The organism is Paenibacillus arenosi (assembly GCF_014841135.1).
GTDB classification, from domain to species: domain Bacteria; phylum Bacillota; class Bacilli; order Paenibacillales; family Paenibacillaceae; genus Paenibacillus_B; species Paenibacillus_B arenosi.
Window position 1 is genome coordinate 462288 of record NZ_JACYTN010000002.1, and the last position, 24339, is coordinate 486626.

The window sequence follows — 24339 nt, forward strand, 5'->3', positions numbered from 1 at the left end:
GCCTATTTGCAAGTTGTCCACATACATCTTTACATGTACCTACGGATGAAGCCATGCTATCAGCATGGCTTTCAACGTGTTATGTTAGGAGACAGAATGATGAATGATCTCATGATATCCGAACACATTCATAAAATGAGGAATCAATTCCTGTCCTACCTGCTCTACTGTAAAGGTTTGACCTGTTACATCTTCTAATGACGTTACTCCGAATTGTTGAATGCCGCACGGAACGATTCCGGTAAATCCAGTGTGCTGAATTCCTTGCTTAATATTAAAAGCAAATCCGTGACTCGTCACAAATCCTCTGCGGTTTCTACATTTGTTGAACTTAACTCCGATCGCTGCAATCTTTTCATTGCCGACCCAAACACCTGTAAAATCTGGCTTGCGATCCCCAACGATACCATAAGAAGCAAGATACTGAATCATGATTTCTTCCAAATTTCTTAAGTATCCATGCAAGTCCAAGCTTGGACCTTCAAGCAGCAGCATAGGATATCCAACGAGTTGACCCGGCCCATGATACGTAATATCACCACCGCGATCAATTTCGTAAACAGAAATCCCCTGCTTCTCCAACTGTTCAGTGGATAAGAGCAAATGCTCAGGGTTACGCTGGGAACCAATCGTATAGGTTGGAGGATGCTCCAGCAAAAACAATGTATCCTTCGCTAAACCATTATCGATCTGCTTAACAATGTCTTTTTGCATATCCCATGCATGCTTATAATCCAATTGTCCATAGGTATGTAGGTGCAGCGTCTGAGTGTTAGTCGTTTCCAAACTGATCTGATCCTGCTGACTGTTCATCATGCTATCACTCTTTCTTCTCTGACATCCTACTCTAGTATACCACGGAATGAAGCAATCAATATAATTTCGTATCAGAATTATAGCTTTCCAAATTTTCTTTTACACGCTGAAGGAATCGACCGCAAATGACACCGTCCAATATACGATGATCAAGAGACAAGCACATATTCGCCATTGAACGAACCGCAATCATATCATTAATAACAACCGGACGCTTTACAATCGACTCAAAAGTAAGGATTGCAGCTTGCGGATAGTTAATAATCGGATAGGATTGAATAGAGCCAAATGAACCTGTATTGTTAAACGTAAATGTGCCACCTTGCATATCCTCTAGTGTGAGTTTTCCTTCGCGTGTGCGCCGTGCTAAGTCATCTATTTCTCTAGCAAGACCTGCGATATTTTTCTGATCTGCTTTTTTAATAACGGGAACCATAACAGAATCTTCAGTACCCACAGACAAGGAAATATTCACGTCACGTTTTACAATAATTTTATCAACAGCCCACAATGAGTTCATAATCGGGTAATCCTTGATCGCATTTACAACGGCTTTAAGAACAAATGCCAAATAAGTCAAATTGACGCCTTCTTTGCGTCGGAACTCATCTTTCCACTTGTTGCGAAGTTCCACCAAGTTCGTCACATCAACTTCAATCATCGTCCACGCATGCGGGATTTCAGAGACACTCTGACGCATACGAGTTGCAATCGTATTACGGATTGGGGTGACATCAATAAAGCGCTCCCCATCACCAACCGTCTGTGGTCGCTCCACATCGATGTGCGGCACTCGTGGAGATTCCGACAAGTGCAGACCCGAGCTGCGAACCGGTAGGCTAAGTGAGCTTGCATCAACAGGCATGTCTCGATCAAATCCAGCCAATTGTTCTTCGTTGAGCTGGTGCTGTTCATGACTCATTTTCGTCTCTACTGGCATAGCTGCAGTCAAGCCTACTTTAGCCAAGTCCACACCTTGCTGCACCGCTTCCTGCTCAGCATTGCCGCGAAGCTCTATATATTGCAAGACATCCTTGCGTGTAATGCGTCCACCAAGCCCAGATCCTTGGACATGTTTCAAATCAACATCATAGTCACTTGCCAACCGCTGTACTGCAGGTGACAAGCGTGCGCGCATCGGAGCGTTCTCGTCGTTAGAGATAATATTAACCTGCTCCACAATGGCTCTACGCTTGTCCGCTGTAGCTTCTACAGAATTGGAAATTGCAGCAGGTTCATGCTGTCCTCCACCTACTCTTGCTGCGCCTATTCCATTCGCAACCTTCTCAGCTATCCCAGCTTCTCCAGATGAACGTTCGGCTGTGGCCCCTGAATGGTACGTACAAATGACCTTACCTACTTCAACCACATCGCCCTCATGTACGAGATGCATACCCATTACCCCATTTTCTGTAGCGGGTATTTCAGCGACGACTTTCTCCGTAAACACTTCACATATCGGTTCATAAGCTTCAAATGCGTCACCAGGCTGCTTCAACCACTTATTGAGTGTCGCAGATACGAGGGATTCCGCAAGCTGCGGCATCGTAATCTCTTTCGTTATTCCAATGTCTGACATCGATCACTTCACTCCCGTCTTTCTTTCGACTTTCTCACATTTAGTATTGAGCGAGCTTGCGCATCGCTTCTTTGAGCTTGTCTTTATTTAACATAAACTCCCGCTCAAGCGGTGGACTGATCGGCATAGCCGGAACATCAGGGCCACATAAGCGCATAATCGGAGCATCCAGTTCATGCAGTAATTCCTCAGCAATGATGGCGGACACTTCTGCACCAATACCGCCCGTCTTATTGTCTTCATGAACAATGAGCACTTTACCTGTTTTGGCCACCGCTTCTAAGATACCTTCCTTATCAAGCGGCTGCAGTGTGCGTAAATCGAGAATATGAGCGCTTATACCTTCTGACATCAATTCTTCTGCAGCCTGCATCGCGAAGTGAAGCGGCAAGCTATAGCCAATTACCGTGATGTCTTCTCCCTCACGAATGACATTTGACTTGCCAATCGGAACGATATAATCCGTTTCAGGAACTTCACCCTTGATCATGCGATAGCACTTTTTATTTTCAAAGAAAATAACCGGATCAGGGTCACGAATTGCCGCTTTGAGCAGCCCTTTCGCATCATATGCCGTATAAGGCGCAACAATTTTCAACCCTGGCGTACCAAAGAACACCGATTCCGGACACTGGGAATGGTATAGCCCACCAAATATACCACCACCAATCGGTGCTCGAATGACAACTGGACAGTTCCAGTCATTGTTTGAGCGGTAACGAATCTTAGCTGCTTCGCTAATAATTTGATTCGCTGCCGGGAACATGAAGTCTGAATATTGCATTTCAGCAATTGGCTTCATGCCTACCATGGCAGCTCCAATCGCCACTCCAGCAATAGCAGATTCAGCTAATGGAGTATCCAAAGCGCGAGCTTCACCAAACTGCTCGTACAACCCTTTCGTTGTTGTAAAGACACCGCCTTTTACCCCAACATCTTCCCCCAGCACGAACACTTCTGGATCGCGCTCCATTTCCTCTTTCATTGCCAAGCGTATGGCATCAATATATTCAATAACGGCCATTGGACGCTCCTCCTTCCGATTCAGCATACACATGCGTATAGGTTTCATCAGGATGAGGATAAGGAGCTTCCTCTGCATAAGCCGTAGCTTCGTTGATAATCGCTAACACTTCTTTCACTAAAGCCTCTTCTTGAGCTTCTGACCATATACCACAATCAATCAAATATTGCTTAAAACGGGGAAGCCCGTCATTTGCACGATGCTGCTCTACTTCTTCCTTCGTCCGATACGCAAGATCGTTATCCGATGTGGAATGCGGCTGCAAACGATACATGACCGATTCAATAAGTGTCGGTCCTTCACCACGAATAGCACGCTCGCGCGCTTCCTTCACGACTCTATATACTTCTAACGGATCCGTCCCATCAACACGAATGCCCGGGAAACCATAGCCTGCCGCCCGATCGCTTATATTTCCGGCCGTTTGCTTGGATAAAGGCACAGAAATGGCGTATTGATTGTTCTGACACATAATAATAACGGGAAGACGATGAACGCCTGCAAAATTGCAGCCTTCATGGAAATCTCCCTGATTGCTCGAGCCTTCACCGAAGGTTACATACGATACGATATCCTGCTTGCGCATTTTAGCAGCTAACGCAATGCCTACAGCATGCGGCACTTGCGTTGTAACTGGACTTGAGCCCGTCACAATACGATGACGCTTCGATCCGAAATGACCTGGCATCTGGCGTCCTCCACTACTAATATCTTCTGCTTTTGCAAAAATAGAGAGCATCAAATCCTTCACCGTCACACCAACCGATAGTACAAAGCCATAGTCACGGTAATACGGCAGAAAATAATCCCTCTCCCGATCTAAGGCAAACGCTGCTGCGACTTGCGTCATTTCTTGGCCGATTCCTGATACATGGAAACCTACCTTGCCAGCCCTTTGCAGCAACAAACCCCTCTCGTCGTATTTGCGTGCAAGTACCATCATACGATACATCTCCAAAGCTTGATCATCCGAGATTCCTAGCTGCTCATGGCGTGAACGCTCACGAACCGTTACATCTGGTGTCATGGAGTGATCCCCCTTTTCCACATGTCCTAATCACATAAAGTTACATGTAACTACAAAAGTTGTCATCAACATCTAATACCAGGTACTAATTTTCTGGTTAGATGTATTATACCCTCTTGTTAAACAAAAAGAAAATGTTAAACGTCATATCGTTATAATGACAGTTGCGATAGCTTCAAAATGAGAAATGCCTTGACCCTTCTCCCCGTGCAGCATATCCCATCATCAACTTAGGCTGAGACCGTGGAATATTAAAGGATATGAGAGCGACCTTGTACAGCTAGCATGGCTTCCTGTACAGCTTCTGACAATGAAGGGTGCGGATGAATAACTTGTCCAATCTCCCAAGGAGTTCCATCCAAAAGTTGCGCTACTGTAGCTTCACTAATAAGCTCCGTCGCATGCGGGCCGATCATGTGAACACCGAGCACATCGTTCGTAGCTTGATTCGCAATCACTTTGACAAAGCCAGCTGTTTCACCATATACAAGAGCCTTACCGATGGCTTGGAAAGGAATTTTCGCAACTTTCACGTCATGTCCAGCAGTATGAGCCTCTGCTTCCGTCAAGCCGATTGAAGCCGTTTCTGGTCTCGCATAAACACAACGTGGTACCATTCGGGATTGTAGTGCTATGCCTTTATGCCCACTCAAATGCTCAACCGCTGCTATTCCCTCTGCTGATGCTGCATGCGCAAGCTGCAATCCACCAATACAGTCACCAATTGCATAAATATGTGGTTCATTCGTTTGTAAATGTTCGTTCACTCGGATAACACTATTATGAACTTGGACATTCGTCTGCTCCAAACCAAGCTTCTCCACATTAGCTACGCGGCCAACAGACACAAGCATACGTTCTACCTGTAAATGAATGGTCTCTTCTGCAATGGTCGCCAACATATCCATTCCAGCTTCGTCTTTGCGAATTCCTTCCGCATCGATGGTACAATTCGTATAAATTGTTACGCCTCGCTCCGCAAGCTGCTTGTGCATTTCTTTCGCAACTTCTTCATCCTCAGAAGGAAGAATTCGATCACCCGCTTCAATCATCGTGACCTGAACACCAAAGTCCACCATCATCGAGGCCCATTCAACACCAATCACACCGCCGCCTACGATAGCAATACGCTGTGGCAGCGTGTCCCATTCAAGAGCTTCGTCGCTCGTGAACACATACCGTCCATCTGGTTCTAGGCCACGCAGTAATCGTGGACGGGAGCCTGTCGCAATAATAAGGTACTTGGGTACAATCGTTTCCGACTCCCCATTTTCCAACTCAACGGCTACTGATCCGCTTTGTGGTGAAAAAATAGAAGGACCCATGACGCGCCCGCTGCCATGTATCACTTCAATGTTATGCTTGTTCATCAAATATTGAACGCCTCGATGCAATTTATCTACGATTTGCTGTTTACGAGCTTGTACTTCATCAAAGTGAAGCTTTACCCCCTCCGTATGCACACCAAACTGTGCACTTTCTTTAGCTAGCGCGTATACTTCTGCACTACGCAGCAGTGCCTTGCTCGGAATGCAACCACGATGGAGACAGGTACCTCCCAGCTGCTGTTTCTCTATAACTACAACATGATGACCTGCTTGTGCGGCTGCAATCGCAGCTACATAGCCACCCGTTCCTCCGCCGATAATGGCAACGTCTACTTGCTTCGTCATGAAACTTCTCACTCCTCTCTATATCTTGGTGCTATTGTAACTCCTTTTTCCGTTCCAGCCAATTACATAACCTATTGGACAAGTACCTTTTATCAATAAATATGACCAAAAAGCAAAATTAGACATATTTCCATACTCAAGGTAAGATGAAAAGAGCAGAAAAATAGGTAAACGACATACACATCCTCTTATAAAGGAATGAGAGCTAACGATGGCAAATGCAAATGTTAAATTAACCATATCTCGTTTTATTGCGATAATGATGCTTGTGATCCCTGGCGTGCTTGCAACTGCTGGATTTTTGTACATGAAAGATGCCATTTATCAATATATTGTTGACAAAGGAAATCCCGCTCTAACCGATATATCTTTCGGCTGGTTACCATTCTTAGTCGGTTTGTTTCTCTTTGCTATCGGGGTCGGATTTATTGGCGGCTGGATCTTTTTCCGCGATCGTAAGCATAACTATGTCGCACCCCGATTCCGTGAAAAAAAACCGCGTGGACCGCGTCCGGACTTTCGTCAGCAAGCGACACGTTCCCAGCACAATTCTGGGGAGGGGCAACCGGCTGAAGTAAATACGAAGTAAATAAAAGAAGGAAGTCTACGGCATGCACCGCGGACTTCCTTCTTTATTTTTGTTTCAATTTTATGAAAATATGCCACAACCTATCCTCCAGCTTCTGGAGGAACAGCGCCTTCAGGTCCTTCACCAATACCCGGGAATAATCCCGTGTCCTCTAACGCTTCGAAAAGACCAATATTCTCTTCATTCAGAAATTCTGGACGAATGCCAAACTTACCAAAATCACCTGCTAAAATAACTTGAACGGTTTTATTACGATTAATAATAACCGTCTCCACAATAAGCCAATCTTTTAACACAGCTGCCAGAAGAACTGCCTTCTGCAGCGTAATCGGAGAAATCGGCGGGGGTTTATTCGGACATCCTTTACCATCTGGTCCATATGGTGGAGGCCCCTTACCTTCTCCCTCATTGTTGTGTAGGTAAGCCTCTTTACGCCTACGACCACTTCGCTGATCCCGACGACTTCTCCGATATGGGTGTTGTTTATGACGCCTATTCATAGGAAGCCGCCTTTCTCGTCCGTCTAGGCACCAGAGCTGACAACAATACTTCATACAGTATAGTACGCTGATGCCTAAATGGTGAAAACCAGTTCCTTAGCTCGTAGTATCTTTACGTTCCGTGATGACATTTCGTGTATGGCTCCATTTTTCATAGAACAATCGCTTATCTCGCGTAAATAAATTCACGATGAGATGAAGAACTAGCAATCCGCCAATACCAAAATATAAGAAAAGAGCGCTCATCAAAATGATCGGAGGCAAATCTGTAAAGCTGAATATGAATCCAAATACGTAATTATACCCGATAATAATGGTATACAAGAGACTATATCGATGGAACAGCGCTTTCGCTGTTATCGTTCTACCCTGTTGCTCAGCTTGCAGTCGATCATCAACTACGTGTATGCGAGTTATCATTTTCCCAATCGTTCGTCCATTGGTCATTGTAGGTACAATAACAAAGTAAATAAGTACACCTACGATGCTTGTCAAGGCATATAAAATCCAAGCCAATACCGTATCCATACCCTGATTTATTAGACTTCGATGTAGGAAGAGCCCTATCCCGAATGTGAAAATACCTGTAACAATCGTATATACAACCGTATCGATTAGGAAAGCAACTAAACGGCGTACATAACCAACCGTCATTTGTGACAGTTGAACATCTTCATCTAACTTCTCAGAACGAGGCAAGAAAAATGTAAGAAGCGGTGTAAGGAAATAACCGAGCAATCCACCGGTCGTGTTCAAGAAGAAATCGTCAACATCGAATAAACGATACGGACAATCAAAAATACCGAACATTCCCGTAATCTGTGTTATCTCAAAGAGACACGCAACACCAAATGCGATGCATCCTGTCTGAAATGCCGTTCGTCTAAAATAATATCTCGCGTACACACCAAGCGGAATCGTTAAAAACACATTAAATATAGCTTGGAGAAACGCTTTTTCTTTTACTAACAACATATACGTACTTGGCTGCGAGAAGTTCACTTGTGTTTGATTCAAAATCTCAGATGCAAATGTGAATGGAACCAATTGTGAATACGTCCAGAACGCGCCTTCTCGGATACAATTATCCGTACTGCTCGGTAAAGGTAAAATGACTAAAAAATAAGCAGATATCATGTACAGCAGCATTGAATAGAGGACAGCAGCGCGTAGTTTGTTAACATATCCATATCTACGATACTGTACGACGAGAAATGGTAGAGTTAACGCTAGCGCGATGAATGGAAAAAATAACGCAGCATCCATAAGAGGTTTAATATAAGCTTGCATTCAAAATAATACCTTCCTTCTCTACGATGTATTTCGTACCTTCGAGATGTCATTCTAGTTGATTATCCTATGTATTCGACTAGCAAATGTTCAAATAACAACGACTCTAGTATTCGAAGATCAAGTGAAATATATTGTAACGGAATCGTCCCATAATTTGCAACTGAAATAGATAAAATTTGAAATTTAAATTATATATCTTCATTCAAACTTAATCAGTGACTGAACGCAAAACAACCCTTAACCGGCAATGTATACACATCGAAACAGCAAGGGGTGTTTTACGAGATACAGCATTAAATTGTCCTTATTTTACAAAATAAAGAATTCAATAATTCACTTCATTATTGCACCGTAATTACATAAGTCGCAAAACTTCCATTTGCCAATCTAACTTTCACAGTCGCCTTCCCATATCTCAACCCATAAAAATAACCCGGTGAGGCTTCAACAATGTGTGGTGCACTGTTCGACATAATTTCAACCACATCATACACATAAAACCCTTGACCATAGCTCAATGTGAGATTGATAGCGGCTGGTTTCGCTGGTGAGGGAGAAGGCCAATCAGCTGTGGGAGCAGATGACGCACCTGCCACGCCGAACAATAAAGAAGAAGCTAGTATCATACTTGATACGGGTACTGTAATCCATTTTTTCATAGAACAAACACCCCTTCGTCTAAAAGTGCTGTATCGCCACGGAGTCCATCTCCTACTAACTTACCATCCGGTTATTACTGCTACAAGCCTTTTAGACGTGACAGTATGTTGCTCCCATACTCTTTCCTAACTTCCCGCTCCTTGATACTGCCGAATGCCACGATGCCAGACTACTATGGTTAAAAATAAGAATAGAGGCCCTACCATAGGCACGAGCAGTAATGAAGTATTCTCTTCTTTCTGTAATAAATATAGTGCAGGATAGTAGTTAATGAAGGCAAGTGGCATCATCCATGTGAGTACAACTTGAATAACACCTGCATAGGCAGAAATCGGATAATTGATTACGTCTTTTATTTTAAAATACAGATCTCCCATGAACTGCGACTTCATAAAATACAAGCTCCAGCTACCGATTAAAATAAGTCCCCCTGCCTGCAGCATTGAGCCGCTTAACAAGGTAAACAAGAAGTAGGTAAATTCGAAGACTCCCCAATGCACGTTGAGATTTCCTAACGACCATATTAATAACACTGCAGATATCAGAATATGCGCAATATATCCAAAGTTAAAGTAGCTGGCGATCAAATAAGCGAATGGATGGATTGGCTTAATCAGATATTTATCTAAGTCCCCCTTTATCATTAACTGCTCCAAATTCAACATCGGAGAGTACGTAAATGACGCACCTATCGCATACGTTAGCACATTGATACTAATAAGAAACGCCATTTCTGGCCAAGCCCAGCCTTCAATGGAAGTAAATCGATTCAACAGCAGCCATACGATAACATAATTAGCGGCATATCCAAGTATTTGGCCAACCATACCAAGCAAAAAGTCAGCTCGATATTCCATCCGCGACCGCATTATAATTTTTAGAAAATGAATGAATAGTTTAACTGACACATTACCACCCCATTTTAACCACCCTGTACGATTAACCGTTTAATGGCCTTCCACCACAGCAGATTGACAACAAACAACAAACTAGCGATCCATCCACATCCTTGGATTAGTATTAGGTAGGGCTGTTCAAGTTTTCCTAAGTAAATGGCAGATGGAATATATCCTAAATACTGAAACGGAAGGAAACTGGCGAGTTTCGCCCAGTACGGATTAAAAAACCAGATCGGAACAAATACCCCCGAGAAAATGGTCATCAACGCACCTAATGTCCAGTTCAGTGCAAAAGTCGTTAGAAACCAAAACGCAATAAGTGCAACCAAATAACCGATTAAAAACGATATCACCATCGCAACAAGTAAACTGAGTAGAAACGGAAAGATGTGTGAGGCTTCTGGGAGTTGAACACCGAATAACAGCAGAGCAATCAATATGGAAGGAACAACATTAAACAGCAGTTGAAAACTAACCGTTCCTAGTTGTTCAAAAAATAAGTACCAAGGGTAGCTAATCGGCTTCTGCAAATCCGAACAAATATCACCTGACTGTAACTTGGAGTCTATGGTTTGATATACCCTAGTCATAAGTAGATTCATGACGGATGTCGTAATTATGGAGTAGGTAACCATTTCACTCATATTTATCATGTTATCATTCGAGTTAGCTGCAAGTGACTTCCATATGGAGATTTGAATGAACATGATGACGATGTTCCCAAAAATTCTCAGCCACACCTCAGAACGATAGCTAATATGCTTGGAAAAAGATTTACCGCAGTACGCCAAATAAGCTTTCATCATCATCACACTCTAATCTTTGAATTTTGAGTCAAGTTGACAAAAGCTTGATGTATAATCTCTTCAATGCTCATATCTTCAATTGAAATATCTTTAATTTGCTCTACATTTGGAATACTCATAATGGACCGCATGAGTGAATTCTCTTCTCCATCGTGGTGTATAAATTCAAATTTCTTTCGCACCCCTTCATCACAAATGAGCAACGCATTAGGAAATGCTATTTCGCCTGGATCAACGTGAAATTCGATCGTAACCTGCTTGTTGATTCCGCCAATTTCCTTCTTCAAATGATATATATCACCATCAAACACTGCTTGTCCATGATTTACGATAATAATGCGATCGCAAATCTCCTCAATGTCTTTCAAATCATGAGTCGTCAGCATTATCGCTACATTCGTTTCTTGATTGATTTGGCGTAAAAAGTTGCGAATATTATGTTTTGCAATAACATCTAGGCCTATCGTTGGTTCATCTAGAAATAGAATTTCTGGATGATGTAGGAGTGCTAACGCTATCTCCGCACGCATCCGTTGTCCCAAGCTCAGCTGCCTAACGGGCTTGTGGACAAAGCTCGCCATATCGAGCAGTTCAACATATTGATTCACTCTGTTGTTATAATCACTAGCACTAATGTTGTAAATATGCTTATGAAGCTCGAAAGAGTCTATTACAGGCAAGTCCCACCACAATTGACTGCGCTGTCCAAAAACAACTCCGATCTTCCTCGCGATTTCCTTTCGATTACGATAAGGCACTTTCCCATCCACTTGAATGTCACCCGATGTTGGAACAAGGATGCCTGTCAGCATCTTGATCATCGTTGACTTACCAGCCCCATTCGGTCCTAAGTAGCCAACTGATTCGCCAGCGTCAATGCTGAAAGATATGCCATCTACCGCTCGCGTGTATACATATTCAGAACTAAATAAGGATTTGATCAAACCAAAAGAGCCCGTAAACCGCTTATTCGTTCGGTATTCCTTCACTAATTGGTTGATTTGAATAATGGCCATATGCTTATCCCCACCCATCTGTAATAGAGATAAATTCCATTATGCGCGTAAGCTTGTTCTTTTCATATAGGTGGGAACAACGATGTATGATACTTTACAATGATTCACATTCTAGTGTGGAGAAGAAAAAAAATATCTATCGACCTCAGCTTGAGACTTGAGTAAGGTCGATAGATATTGTTTGTATAAATGAACATTATTTAGAATGGCCAATTTTAAATGAACTACCGCTTACTCATCATTCGTTCGATGCGGACTAGATTGCCGTAGTTATCAAACTTCGCAATGATAGATTGTTTATCTTTACTGCTGAACTTGTAATCGCCCCACACGTTATCCACCTTTACTTGATAAGAAGACAAGTCTACACCAAATAACTTCTTCGCAATTGGTTTCGCCAGCGCAACTCCTTGCTTCTGTGTCAATTTCACTTGTTTCTGATCAACTGTCTTAGGCGCAACCGTTACTGAAACAATCTTTCCTGTCTTCCTTTCAACAACAGCTTCAGATTCGACGAAATACCACTTATTATCGTGATCTCGTTGGATGGCTTTATATATATTACGATCACTATACTTCACTTCTATCCTTCTTTTTAAAATCCACACTCCATTCTCTCCTACAAGCCCTTCGTTCTTATGGAGTTCAAACTGAGTAAATGGTTGTAACTTCTTCACTCCCAAGCTCTGTACTGCCTGTTCCGCTGCCGCGACAATCTTGCGATCTATGTCAGCTTCCTTGAATTTCAAGTGGTAGTTCAATGGTTTGCTCGTCTTTAGATCAAGCTTGATGAATTGATCATCGTGGGTAGAGAAGGTAATGGACTGACTCTTATTCGCTTCTATATTTGAAATAAACAGATTCGCTATTGTAAACGGCCGTTCCGATTGGCTGCCCAGTTGCTTCACCGAAGAATGAACTGTTGTCAAATATTTCTCGTAATCTCCTGTGATTTCAGAAACATCGAAAGTAATCGAGATCGTAAGCACTTTTCCTGAGGCGGCATCGACCGATACAATGGCACTGCGATCTTTATTTTCAATCAACCAACGATTAAGCTTCTTATTCTCGTCTACCACATATTCGTCCTTGAAGGCTTTCTCGAATTGAATAGACTTCCCATTACCATACTGAGTAATCGCCTTTTCCACTGCTTCTTGAAATGATGAATCCAAATCAGCATACTTAACCACTTCAGGTCCTTTATGGTTTACGCTATTTCCCACACTTCTAATATTATCACTTTTTCCTAACTTTGTTTCACTGCTATGGCTTTCGACGTTTTCATCCGCCGATGCTGCCAGAACAGGAGTAGCTCCGAGCAAACTGCATATCAATGTGACTGCGATCCATCTATTCTTCATCATTCATATCCTCCAATGTCTAATGTTTTATTTATTACCTTCGACCTTTAATACGTCTTACTCTTGCATGCCTTCGAAAGGAAGTAGCTCTAGTCGCCAGAACTCTCCTCTAGCGTTAACCGTCCCGCTTATTGAAGGTGACCCCTTTTTACTAAACGTATATTCATTCAATTGTACGCTCACTTTATAGTCTTTCAGCGCGACGCCGAACACTTGCTGAATCGTGGAACCGACCTTTGCAATTGCCTGATCTCCGGTATAACTCTGGTTAGCATACATTTTCCTTGCTTTAGCTTCATCTCCTGGATGGTCGTCTTTGAAGCTTTGCTGAACGAGCCACACCTGATTCGACTCCACACCAACCTGAGCCAATAGACTTCCATCTCGATAAAATTCCCACACATGCTGTTTCGGTGACCAAACCCGCTTCATCTCCATGAAGCTTATTGACTTGCCCTTCGAAAATTGCTCAAAGGCTTGCTCGGCTGCTGACTTCGCCCGCTCATCGAACTTTCCAGCTGTGTAACTTATCGCAGCGGAGTCCACGTTACCTGTATGCGCATCTATAACCATGTTCGCCTGTTCATTTTGAATTAGCCAATGATCATCTTTGATGGATCGATGCCTATTCGCTGTTTTAAATCGTATAGGTTGTTCCGGATGTAGCTTTCGTAGCATCTCCTCTACCGTCTCCTGAATCGATTTATCCAGCTCATAATAAGGAATGGTTCGTTGCACACTGATCGGCTCTGCCGTTGCTTTATCTACAATAGCCATACTCCCACTGTTGTCCTTCGTGTATAAGAGCCACTTGTCTGAATAATCTGCAGCACCATACAGCTCTGCTGGCTGATTCGGCATTAGTTCCCTTATCGCGCGCTCCGCCTTATTCACAAGTTCTGGCTCTAATTGTTCCACCGTCATCTCATAAATTAGCTCATCGACCATCGGCGGAAGCGGCTCTGATGAAGCAACGAGTGGAACACTCCAGTCAATAGGCGTTATTTTTGTCCCTCCCATTAATTGTAAACTCAAACTATCAGGTAGCGAAGCTTGGTCTGCGAAGAAAAACATCGTTCGATTGCGATGATTCCCTTCAGCATCTCGCTCTAATACTGTGGCTGTTTCGAATCTAGAGCCTCTATCTAGAACGCTCTGTAAATGCCATTGCAGATCTAGCCTACTTGAGCCAAGCTGCTGATCAAGCTCCAATATCCATCCTTTTCCTTGAAAAACCGTACGCCCGTCTTTCAACGACTCGTGTTGTTCTTCCGTCTTCATTCGCGTCTTGAACGTGACTTTACTTCCATTCACCTCCTTCACCAGAGGTTTTTGTAGCAATGCTTTAGGAGGCAGCGCAACCTCTATTGGTGTAGACAAATGTTCTTGTAAATAAATCGCTGTTACAAATAGGCTAAGCTCCTTAGCATCCTTAAATGGTACAAACGAATTTCTATATTCCACATGACCCAGTGTTCCTTGTCCACTAAAGACTCGATCAATGGTATTCACACTTTGCAAGCCTAAATCTTTGCGATTTAATCCATCCCGTGCTGCCACTGTATTGCCTTCACTATCCTTCACCTCATACCGGAACATAGGCTCTCGCTTCATGGCACTTCTCCACGCTTGTGTTTCATGTACCTGTAACACCATCTCAGAGGTACTTGATCCATGTCGAAGTTCATGAAAGTCGATACGAAATCCTAGTGGAGATGTGTAACGTTTATTGATAGGTACAACAACCGTAGCGGCTTTAGCCTTCATTAAATCGAGCGGTACCTCTAACTGCCATTTACCCCGTGTATCGCCGATCTGATTGATATCGAATCGCACGATAATTTTATGGGGTAGTTCGGGTATAGACGATTTCCCGCGGCCAGCAGCTAAACTTTGAAGCGATAATATCAAGATTCGATCATTGCCGACGCGCGTATGCTCCATCCGAAGTGGCAGCACATTACCTTCGGTATCGACAACCTCATATCGGTTCGCATACGGATCATCATCTGTCCCTCTTGGAATGAATGTATCAAATAATCGGTCTGACTCAACGGATTTACCATCCTTCTCTACACTGTATAGAAGTGAAATTCGCAGCTCGTCCTGGATGACCTCTTTCACCTTAAATGTAATTCCTTGGTCTGTAACTTCTCTGTTAATGGGCTCTCCGAAGCCTGCACTCACTGCTTTCTTAATTCCTTCATCCGTCTTATAGAAGGAGAACCACGACTTTACGTACTCAGCAAATGTTGGAGAGGTTGCTGCCCCGATCGTAACTGCAATGACAAGGCTAGCGGCGGTCAATCCTAATATTTTTGCAACCTTCTTCGCTGCCTTATTGCGTCCGCTCGCCAGCTCATACTTCGCTTGCTGTATACCACGTATACTTCGCTCATGCAGTTCCTTCGGAATCTCTATCTTCTCCATCTCTTGCTTAATAGGATCATGAACCGTCATGAGATCTCACCTCTTTCCAAACTTTGTCTCAATTTGGCCAACCCTCGATAAAGTATCGTTTTCGTTGTTCCTAGCGGCATCTCCAATATGTCCGAGATCGCTTGTATCGTGTATCCTTGATAATATTTGAGCAAAATGACACTCTTTTCATTCATATCCAACTCATCTAGCAATTGCTGCAGCGTAACCGAAAGAGGAATATCCTCATCATTTGTACGTAAATTTTTATGTTCGGTATAATCCGTTGGAAACAATATCACTTTTTGTTTCTTCTTATAGGTATCAATAGAGCGGTTAATCGCAATTTTGAAAAGCCATGCCTTAAAATATTGCGGCTCTCGTAAACTGCCAATTGTCTTGAAAGATTGATACGCTGTATCTTGGACGATATCCAGCGCATCCTCCTTGTTTTTCACATACGTGTAGGCAATTCGATAAATAGACTCCTCATATTGTTGAAACAGCTCAAGGAATGCCTGATCGTTACCTTTCTGTGCCTTTTTCACAAGCTTAGATATATCCATGTGACATCATGATCTCCCTTCCTTCTTAATTCAATAAGACGAAGAGGGTGAACATTTGGCTTTAATCTCCAAAATTTTTTGGAATTTTCATATAAACAGTTCTGAATTTCGAGTTTAAGCGGAACAAAAAGAAACCACTACAGTATCGACTTCGGATGAGTGCGATTATAGTGGTTTGGGTTATAGCTTCACATATTAACAATCAATTTGAGCTGGTATATTCAATGTTCGTTCCTTTTAATATTCCTCGCCTTACCAACGCTATTAAGCATAATGTTGTGCCGAAGCCTCCGATAAATAACGTAGTTTGAAGTCCGAATATTGAAACTAAAAATGCACTAGCAAAACTCCCCAATGCCCAAGCTCCCCAATTAAGTGTACGCTGTACAGCATTTACTCTACCTAGCATGTGACTTGGAGAGACAAGTTGTCGTATGGTTGCAGCGTAAGGGGCAAATACACCTTCTCCCATACCATGTATGATACTTACAGCCACTATGCCGTACACAGTTCCCAAATATCCCATTATGGGTATAAAAGACAGACCAATCACGGATACAGCAGCGCTATAAATAAGCATCTTTGTGTGATTGATTTGCTTACTTTTCTTTAAAAGTATCGTATTACCTATTAAAAATCCCACCGAAGCTGAACCAACAACAAAGCCTATTTCAAGTTCAGATAGACCCATTACCTTATAAAGGAATATGACTAAAATGCTATATAGTATGTATTTAAAAAAACCATAGACAGCGCCGCAGCTTACAATTGGTTCCAATACAGGGTGTTTTCTAAAATATATCAAACCTTCGAATATATTTTTATATATGGATTTTATATTTACGTTTTTTAAAGAACCCTCTGTATGCGGTTTAAACCTTGAAATAAACAATAGACATACAAAACAAATAAAATACGTCGCAGCGTTAACAGAGAATGAGCCTGTTGAGCCAACTAGCGTAATAACGATTCCGGCTAGCATAGGACCAACTACTACAGCAAGAGACTCAGAAAGGGCTAATTGAGCATTTCCTTTTTTTAAATTATCTTTATCTGTTACAATTTCCGGTAAGAAAGAAGGAATTGCAATGTTGTAAAAGGTGGTGAATATTCCATTTACGAACATAAGTAACACCAATAAAGGGAACGTTATTTTATTTGTTACAGCCAGTAAAAATACAGATAAAAACAAAACACCTTGACAAATACTAGAAATGAGCAAAACTTTTTTTCTAGGAAGGATGTCAATCAAAGCACCGGCTATTAATCCAAATATGAGATAAGGCACGAATATAATTCCACGAAGCATAGCAGCATTCGCCTCACTTGTTTGAAGCACCTCTATTGCAAAAAGAGGCAGCGCTACTACTGTAAACTGGATACCTAATAAACTTATAGATTGTCCTATCCAAAGCTTATAAAAATTAAAGTACTTTGTATTTTTCATCATAAAAACACCTCCAGCTTGAGTATAACCCTGGAAGTCAGTTGTTGTACGCATTTTGGAATGTAACCGCAAGATAACGAAACTACAATGACAACTAAGCAAATTGGAACAAAAAAGAGCCGAATTTCTCCCCGTTAAGAGTAAATCGGCTCCTTACTATTACTTCGGATTCAGATGATAAATAAACGTGCTAGACTGTCACGATCATGGATAGCGTAGCATTTGTAAATTTGAGAGAAGTTTACTTGGGGGTCACTTTGCAAATCTTCTATTGAAGCGTATCTGAAATACCAAAAACCCGATAAATCTCTAGGATTTATCGGGTCAGGTGGAGATAGATAATAAAGCTATATGACGAATTGGTTGGCTTTCATCGTTGGTATGTAAAGCACTCGTAGCAACCTGCAATCCGCTCCAGTACGTCATTTTATGATACCTTATGCTCGATTCTAAGCTTATCCGCAACCATCGCAATGAATTCGCTGTTGGTTGGTTTCGACTTACTGATGTTGATCGTATAGCCGAACAAACGACTAATGCTGTCAATGTTGCCGCGTGTCCAAGCAACTTCGATCGCATGACGAATCGCACGCTCAACGCGAGATGGCGTTGTTTTGTATTTTTCAGCGATTGCTGGATAAAGCGTTTTCGTAATAGAACCAAGAATTTCGATATTGTTATACACCATTGTGATCGCTTCGCGCAAATACTGGTAGCCTTTAATATGAGCTGGTACGCCGATCTCATGGATAATCGTTGTAATGTTAGCGTCAAGATTCTTCGTTTTAGCCAAAGGTACAACATTGGACTTCATCGCGCTACTTACATAAGAAGATGAACCCGTCAACGAAGGTGTTGCTGCGGAGCCAGCTAGTTGACGAATACGATTCGCTAGCACATCCATATCAAACGGTTTCAAAATATAGTAAGAAGCACCAAGTTGTACAGCACGCTGTGTAATGCTCTCTTGACCGAAAGCAGTCAGCATGATGATTTTAGGCTGTGGCGACAATTGTAGTTCTCTAAGGCGTTCCAATACGCCAAGGCCGTCAAGATGAGGCATAATAATATCGAGAATGAGTACATCCGGCACTGTTCTCGTTTGCTCCAAAAATTGAAGCACCTCTTCACCGTTGTAGGCTACGCCACTTACGGTCATGTCATCCTGTTCGGATAAGAAATCCGCCAATAAATTCGTGAACTCCCGATTGTCATCTGCCAATAAAACTTCAATTTTTTGCAACTTAATGATCCTCCCTTAACCCGTTTTGCAGCGTCTCGTCAGCATATCTTCAATTGTGCGTGAACATTTCGCTTACAAGTTATACTTATTCGACAAGGCGATAAGAATTCCTTCTGTCGAATAAGTTTTTTTCTTTCTTTTTTTAACAAAATCATTTATAATAATAAATTTGTTTATATTTCTACACCGTTCACGCTCATTCACGCCGAGTTCCTAACATTCGACATACGGTTAAAAAGGTTCACGCTGCAGCGTGAACCTTTTTCGTGGTCTTCCATTGCGATTGTGATAATACAACACCTGCATCCTGAAGCATCCATTCGATAAAGCATCCATAGCCAGAGCTTGGATTGTTGACGAATACGTGTGTTACCGCACCAATCAGCTTATTATTTTGAATAATTGGGCTGCCTGACATGCCCTGAACGATACCGCCTGTCTTTTGCAGAAGACGTGGATCGGTTATTTTAATAACCATACCTTTCGTTGCAGGAGCAGACTGTCTTGTAACATGGACAATTTCAATTTTGAATCGCTCCACCTGCTGACCATTCACAACGGTAAGCATTTCAGCCGGACCTTCACGAACCTCTTCATTGAACGCAATCGGAATACCTTTTTTGAACAAGCTGTGATCCGGGTTGCTCTTCATTTTTCCAAAAATGCCGAACGGGGTATTTCGCTCTACATTTCCGAGCACACGCCCTTCTTTCAAGAAATGAGCGCGTTTCTCACCAGGCTCTCCATTTTGGCTTTTGGATATCGACGTCACATTCGATTGCAAGATTTCACCACGACCTACCTCAATAGGTGTTTGTGTATCGAGATCTGTAATGACATGTCCCAAAGCACCATATACACCTTGATCCGGGGCATAAAACGTTAATGTACCGACTCCTGCCGCTGAATCACGTATATATAAGCCTAATCGCCATGTTTTATCTTCTGCATCATAGGCAGGGCGCAGCTCCGTATTCACCAATTGACCATTGCGTCGAACTTCCAGCTTTAATGGTTTCTTCGCTTCGCCAGCCGCCTTCACAAGTATTCCAACTTGAGATAAATCTTGGATACGTTCTTCATTGATGCGTACAATAAGATCACCCAATTTTACGCCTGCTTCTTCACCAGGAGATACCTTACGATTGTCTTCCACTTGAACAAGATGATGACCGACAACTAATATTCCGTTGGATTTAACCTTAACGCCAATCGTCTGACCTCCAGGAATGACACGAAGATCAGGTACGACATTTACCTTTAAGCTTCGAAGCGGAATACGATTAAACAACTTAAGCTTAAGTTCAGCCTGTCCAACTTGCTTAGGCTGCAGTGCTAACGGTTGATTCAGCGAAACATTCATTACTGCTTGCTTATTGCCATTCACTTGCAATATTTCGGGATGATCAATCGTAGCCTTAGCCATAACAGGCATGGACAAGTTTAACTGTTTCTGCTGACCTTCGAATAGCCTCAATTGCTGTGGCCATGCGACATAATCACGAAACGAAGGGGTATTACTGCCAGCACAAATAATGATTACAAGCATAAGACCTATTAGCCGTTTAACGTAAGGGGTCAAGGGGTCACACTCCTTTGTAGCAATTCGAAGCATACCGTCGATGGCAGCCCCTAATCAGTAACATTAAGTTAACCCTGACCCTTACCTTTTATGAGTGAAAATGATTCCTTACCTTGATTTACGCACCTTTTTGTCGTTCAGCCAATTTAAGCATTTCTTGTGCATGATGTATCGTTTTCTCAGTAACTTCAACACCGCCAAGCATACGTGCCAATTCCTGTACCCGTCCATCTTCATTTAGAGCGGTAACCTTTGTAGCTGTGCGTTCATTTTCAACTTGCTTCTCAATATAATATTGATGATCGGCCATACAAGCGACTTGTGGCAAATGAGTAATCGCAAACACTTGGCCATTGGCTGCGACCTCAACCAATTTCTCAGCAATTGCTTGTGCTGCACGTCCGCTAACACCCGTATCCACCTCATCAAAGATAAGGACTGGAATCCGATCCAGTTCCGAAAAAATCGCCTTCAAAGCAAGCATAATACGTGACAGCTCACCGCCAGATGCAATCTTGTGCAACGGTCTAAGCGGCTCACCTGGATTGGGTGTAATAAGAAACTCTACATCGTCCCAGCCATGCTGCGTCAATCTTGTTCCAATTCCGTCTACCTCTGGCCCGTTATTATCCTGCAGTCTTTCCATACGCACTCCCATGCGAGTACGCTCCATATGTAAATGTTTAAGCTCTGCCTCAATGCGTTTTGTAAGCTGATCGGCAAGGATACGCCTCTGCTCACTCAGCAGCTTCGCTTCCTTTACAACAAGCACAAGTTGCTTCGCTAATTCAGCATCCAGCTTCTCTAAGCGCTCATCTTTGTTCTCCAGCTTATCTGCTTCATTTGTAATCTTCTCTAAGTATTGCATCATATCTTCAACCGTTGAACCATATTTGCGTTTCAAAGAAGTTAACAGATCAAGCCTCTCTTCAATCTGCTCCAAGCGTGCTGGATTAAACTCAATTTGTTCGCGGTAATCACGAAGCTGGAAAGAAGCATCTTCTAAGAGGTAAAAGGCATTTTGCAAATGTTCTACAATGGGTTGGAACTTCTCTGGATCGACATGAACGATCTGTTCCAGCTTGTCCACTGCCAACGTAACAGCATCCATCGCACCCTGACCGTATAAATGTTCATAAGAACGATTTACACTATCCATGAGCTTCTCTGCATTGGCTAGTTTGCCCTTTTCATCCGCTAATGTTTCATCTTCACCTAGTTTTAGCTTAGCTTCAGTAAGCTCTTCAATTTGGAATCGATATAAATCCAGCATACGAAACGTTTCTTGGCTTGTTTGACGCAATTGCTCAGCTTCTCGATGCAAAGCTTTATATGCACGATATTGTTCGCGATAACGTGCTTTAATTTGAGCTAGCGACTCACCGCCAAAAGCATCGAGCCACTCAATATGCTTCTCAACTTTGAGCAAAGATTGATGCTCATGCTGTCCATGTATGTTAATCAACTGATCGCCCACTTCACGCAGCATACTCAAGTTGACCATTTGCCCATTAATTCGACCATTACTCTTGCCCTGAGCTGTGAGCTCGCGACGAATGATCAACATTTCTTCACGTGAAGCGTGAATGCCAAGTTTCTCAATGATCCCCCAAGTTGGGTGATCAGAAGGAAGATCGAAGGAAGCTTCGACCTCAGCACGCTCACAGCCATATCGTACGAAATCAGCAGAACCTCTGCCTCCAGCAATAAGACCAAGTGCATCAATAATAATTGATTTACCTGCGCCCGTTTCCCCTGTCAGCACATGAAATCCTTGATGGAATTGCAGCTGTACATGCTCAATAACTGCCAAATTGCGAATAGACATAGCAACTAACATCCAACATCTCCTCCTGAACCTAACAAGCCATAAGCTAAATTGAAGATCTTATCTGAAAAATAATTGCTAGATCTCCAAACATAAGCTCAAGCTCCTGTGCAATGATTATGAAATGTAGCTCATCACCTGATCAATTACTTTTTTGCTGCTGTCTTTAGAACGAGCAACAATAAGAATCGTATCATCTCCACATACCGTTCCTAAAATATCCGGCCATTCAATGGAGTCCATCAATACAGCAATTGCATTAGACGTGCCTGGAAGACATTTCATGACTACAAGATTTTCAGCGTAATCGATGCTAACGAAATTATCCAACAACGCTCGCTTCAGCTTCTGAGCTGGATTAAAGCGCTGATCGATTGGGAGCGAATATTTGTAGCGTCCATTGTCCATCGGGACTTTAATGAGATGCAATTCCTTCATATCACGAGACACAGTAGCCTGTGTAACTTGAAAGCCTGCTTTGCGCAAAGAATCTACAAGCTCGTCCTGTGTTTCAATATCATTATTCATCACAATTTCTCTAATTTTAATATGTCGTTGACCTTTCATAAAAAAGACCCTCCACCTTGTATTCAAACATCTTGATGTATGTTTATTCGCCAGATGCAGTCGGTTCTCCTACGTGCATTTGAATAAGCTTAACAGAACGTTCGGCTTGATTAACAATTAATAGCCCATCACAATCGGGGAACGCGATTTTGTAACTTAGCCATAACTTGCGAATGCCATTTGTCGTCCAATCTAACTGCATCCGTTCACGCACTAACCGGACTACATACCAATTGTTGTGCTTCGTTACGATCAAGTCAACCCATATCCGACTCATCTGCTCTTCCTGATTGTCCATTTGGATATAGAGTGGAACGTAGAATTTGCCGCCTACGACGTCATATCCTTCCTTTTCCAGCAATGTCTCCACTTCTTCATCGTGCACCATATGCTCGCTAATATACAGCTGCTCCATCGGCTCTTCTCGATTCCAATATCGATACAGAGCAACTAACCCCCATATGACAAGGCCCACAATAATAATGACAAGAACAAAGGAATCACCGAGCATTTATAAGCCTCCTTATAAAAGACTTACTCGCAAAAGAAACTCACCCGTAGGACCGTTCCTAGTCGGATGAGTTTCATTCAAGTCGTTATCGGGTCCATTATACAGATCGGAATTGCGTGTTGGCTTCCTTAACTAAATCATGAATTAGCTCACGTGAAACGTTAGGCTGCTCCAGTTCTTCTGCTTGGTCTGGGACCGTCCAATAAGCAAGGAACTCAATGTTCCCTTCCCCGCCTGTAATAGGAGAATAGGTCACACCTTCGAGCACAAACCCAAGTTCACATGCAAAATCCAACACTTCCCTTAGCACCTCTTCATGCGTACGAGGATCTCGGACAACACCAGACTTGCCAACCTTTTCTCTCCCCGCTTCGAACTGCGGTTTAATGAGTGCAATGACCTTACCCGGTCTTTGCAGCAAGGCTTTCAGTGGCGGCAAGATCAACTTTAACGAAATGAAAGATACATCAATCGTCGCGATATTAGGTCTAGGTCCATCCAAATGCTCGGCCTCAACATAACGAAAATTCGTTCGTTCCATAACGATGACACGTTCATCATTACGAAGGGACCAATCCAATTGATTGTAACCTACGTCGATAGCGTAAACCCGTTCAGCACCATTTTGCAAAGCACAATCTGTGAACCCACCCGTAGATGCACCAATATCCATCATCGTAACACCTTCAAGCTGCAGGTCGAATTGTTTAATCGCCTTCTCTAGCTTGAGGCCCCCGCGACTTACATAAGGATGTGGTGCTCCTTTGACCGTAATAGCAGCTGCACGCGGAACTTTCATCCCCGCTTTCTCAATCCGTTCTCCGTCCGCAATGACGAGACCTGCCATAATTGCCGCTTTCGCTTTCTCACGGCTTTCATAATAGGCTTGCTCAACGAGCAAAATGTCAATGCGCTCTTTCGGTGTAGACAT

22 protein-coding genes are annotated in these 24339 nt (G+C 42.7%); 1 reads left to right on the plus strand and 21 read right to left on the minus strand.

The window, feature by feature from the left end:
• Nucleotides 1-84: 84 nt before the first annotated feature.
• The 5 genes from lipB to lpdA all read right to left on the minus strand — a co-directional run bounded on the left by lipB (nucleotide 85) and on the right by lpdA (nucleotide 6119).
• On the minus strand, nucleotides 85-816 hold the full coding sequence (gene lipB, locus IFO66_RS05225) for a lipoyl(octanoyl) transferase LipB (RefSeq protein WP_225445499.1): 732 nt from the start codon (nucleotides 814-816) through the stop codon (nucleotides 85-87).
• 55 nt (nucleotides 817-871) lie between these two features.
• Nucleotides 872-2395, minus strand: a complete 1524-nt coding sequence (locus IFO66_RS05230; RefSeq protein ID WP_192024095.1) for a dihydrolipoamide acetyltransferase family protein — start codon at nucleotides 2393-2395, stop codon at nucleotides 872-874.
• 40 nt (nucleotides 2396-2435) lie between these two features.
• Nucleotides 2436-3419: an alpha-ketoacid dehydrogenase subunit beta gene (locus IFO66_RS05235; RefSeq protein ID WP_192024096.1), complete on the minus strand. Its 984-nt coding sequence runs from the start codon at nucleotides 3417-3419 to the stop codon at nucleotides 2436-2438.
• Entirely contained in the window at nucleotides 3406-4446 is a 1041-nt protein-coding gene (locus IFO66_RS05240; protein ID WP_192024097.1) for a thiamine pyrophosphate-dependent dehydrogenase E1 component subunit alpha, read from the minus strand. The genes IFO66_RS05235 and IFO66_RS05240 overlap by 14 nt, the downstream gene beginning before the upstream one ends.
• Before the next feature lie 251 nt (nucleotides 4447-4697).
• Nucleotides 4698-6119, minus strand: a complete 1422-nt coding sequence (lpdA, locus tag IFO66_RS05245) for a dihydrolipoyl dehydrogenase (protein WP_192024098.1) — start codon at nucleotides 6117-6119, stop codon at nucleotides 4698-4700.
• Nucleotides 6120-6330: 211 nt separating this feature from the next.
• On the opposite strand from lpdA, the gene IFO66_RS05250 reads away from it, so the two are divergent.
• Complete coding sequence (locus IFO66_RS05250; protein ID WP_192024099.1) at nucleotides 6331-6708, plus strand: DUF2627 domain-containing protein; 378 nt, start codon at nucleotides 6331-6333, stop codon at nucleotides 6706-6708.
• Nucleotides 6709-6788: 80 nt separating this feature from the next.
• Here the strand turns inward: IFO66_RS05250 and IFO66_RS05255 are convergent, their stop codons facing one another.
• From IFO66_RS05255 to IFO66_RS05330, 16 genes are all read right to left on the minus strand, one after another.
• The gene (locus tag IFO66_RS05255) at nucleotides 6789-7208 is read right to left on the minus strand and encodes a hypothetical protein (protein ID WP_192024100.1); all 420 of its coding nucleotides are present in this window, start codon (nucleotides 7206-7208) and stop codon (nucleotides 6789-6791) included.
• 96 nt (nucleotides 7209-7304) lie between these two features.
• Nucleotides 7305-8498, minus strand: a complete 1194-nt coding sequence (locus tag IFO66_RS05260) for a VanZ family protein (RefSeq protein ID WP_192024101.1) — start codon at nucleotides 8496-8498, stop codon at nucleotides 7305-7307.
• A gap of 344 nt (nucleotides 8499-8842) precedes the next feature.
• Nucleotides 8843-9160, minus strand: coding sequence for a hypothetical protein (locus IFO66_RS05265; protein ID WP_192024102.1), 318 nt, complete (start codon nucleotides 9158-9160; stop codon nucleotides 8843-8845).
• A 126-nt stretch (nucleotides 9161-9286) separates the two neighbouring features.
• Nucleotides 9287-10069 carry an ABC-2 family transporter protein gene (locus IFO66_RS05270; protein WP_192024103.1) on the minus strand — a complete coding sequence of 261 codons (783 nt, stop codon included), beginning with the start codon at nucleotides 10067-10069 and terminating at the stop codon, nucleotides 9287-9289.
• A 14-nt stretch (nucleotides 10070-10083) separates the two neighbouring features.
• A complete protein-coding gene (locus IFO66_RS05275) occupies nucleotides 10084-10869 on the minus strand; it encodes an ABC transporter permease (protein WP_192024104.1) in 786 nt (261 codons plus the stop codon).
• Nucleotides 10869-11882 carry an ABC transporter ATP-binding protein gene (locus IFO66_RS05280; RefSeq protein WP_192024105.1) on the minus strand — a complete coding sequence of 338 codons (1014 nt, stop codon included), beginning with the start codon at nucleotides 11880-11882 and terminating at the stop codon, nucleotides 10869-10871. The genes IFO66_RS05275 and IFO66_RS05280 overlap by 1 nt, the downstream gene beginning before the upstream one ends.
• 224 nt (nucleotides 11883-12106) lie before the next feature.
• Nucleotides 12107-13249: a hypothetical protein gene (locus tag IFO66_RS05285; RefSeq protein ID WP_192024106.1), complete on the minus strand. Its 1143-nt coding sequence runs from the start codon at nucleotides 13247-13249 to the stop codon at nucleotides 12107-12109.
• 54 nt (nucleotides 13250-13303) lie between these two features.
• The gene (locus IFO66_RS05290) at nucleotides 13304-15706 is read right to left on the minus strand and encodes a DUF4179 domain-containing protein (protein WP_192024107.1); all 2403 of its coding nucleotides are present in this window, start codon (nucleotides 15704-15706) and stop codon (nucleotides 13304-13306) included.
• On the minus strand, nucleotides 15703-16230 hold the full coding sequence (locus IFO66_RS05295; RefSeq protein WP_192024108.1) for a sigma-70 family RNA polymerase sigma factor: 528 nt from the start codon (nucleotides 16228-16230) through the stop codon (nucleotides 15703-15705). Before IFO66_RS05295 ends, IFO66_RS05290 begins: the two co-directional genes overlap by 4 nt.
• Nucleotides 16231-16432: 202 nt before the next feature.
• Nucleotides 16433-17677, minus strand: coding sequence for an MFS transporter (locus IFO66_RS05300; protein WP_192024280.1), 1245 nt, complete (start codon nucleotides 17675-17677; stop codon nucleotides 16433-16435).
• A 427-nt stretch (nucleotides 17678-18104) separates the two neighbouring features.
• The gene (gene spo0A, locus IFO66_RS05305; RefSeq protein ID WP_192024109.1) at nucleotides 18105-18920 is read right to left on the minus strand and encodes a sporulation transcription factor Spo0A; all 816 of its coding nucleotides are present in this window, start codon (nucleotides 18918-18920) and stop codon (nucleotides 18105-18107) included.
• 241 nt (nucleotides 18921-19161) lie between these two features.
• On the minus strand, nucleotides 19162-20502 hold the full coding sequence (gene spoIVB / locus IFO66_RS05310) for a SpoIVB peptidase (RefSeq protein WP_225445500.1): 1341 nt from the start codon (nucleotides 20500-20502) through the stop codon (nucleotides 19162-19164).
• Nucleotides 20503-20620: 118 nt separating this feature from the next.
• Nucleotides 20621-22342 carry a DNA repair protein RecN gene (gene recN / locus IFO66_RS05315; RefSeq protein WP_192024111.1) on the minus strand — a complete coding sequence of 574 codons (1722 nt, stop codon included), beginning with the start codon at nucleotides 22340-22342 and terminating at the stop codon, nucleotides 20621-20623.
• 105 nt (nucleotides 22343-22447) lie between these two features.
• Entirely contained in the window at nucleotides 22448-22897 is a 450-nt protein-coding gene (ahrC, locus tag IFO66_RS05320) for a transcriptional regulator AhrC/ArgR (protein WP_028596088.1), read from the minus strand.
• A 43-nt stretch (nucleotides 22898-22940) separates the two neighbouring features.
• Nucleotides 22941-23408 (minus strand): DNA-binding protein, encoded by a 468-nt coding sequence (locus IFO66_RS05325; protein ID WP_192024112.1) that lies wholly within the window; start codon nucleotides 23406-23408, stop codon nucleotides 22941-22943.
• A 97-nt stretch (nucleotides 23409-23505) separates the two neighbouring features.
• Nucleotides 23506-24339 carry a TlyA family RNA methyltransferase gene (locus tag IFO66_RS05330; protein ID WP_192024113.1) on the minus strand — a complete coding sequence of 278 codons (834 nt, stop codon included), beginning with the start codon at nucleotides 24337-24339 and terminating at the stop codon, nucleotides 23506-23508.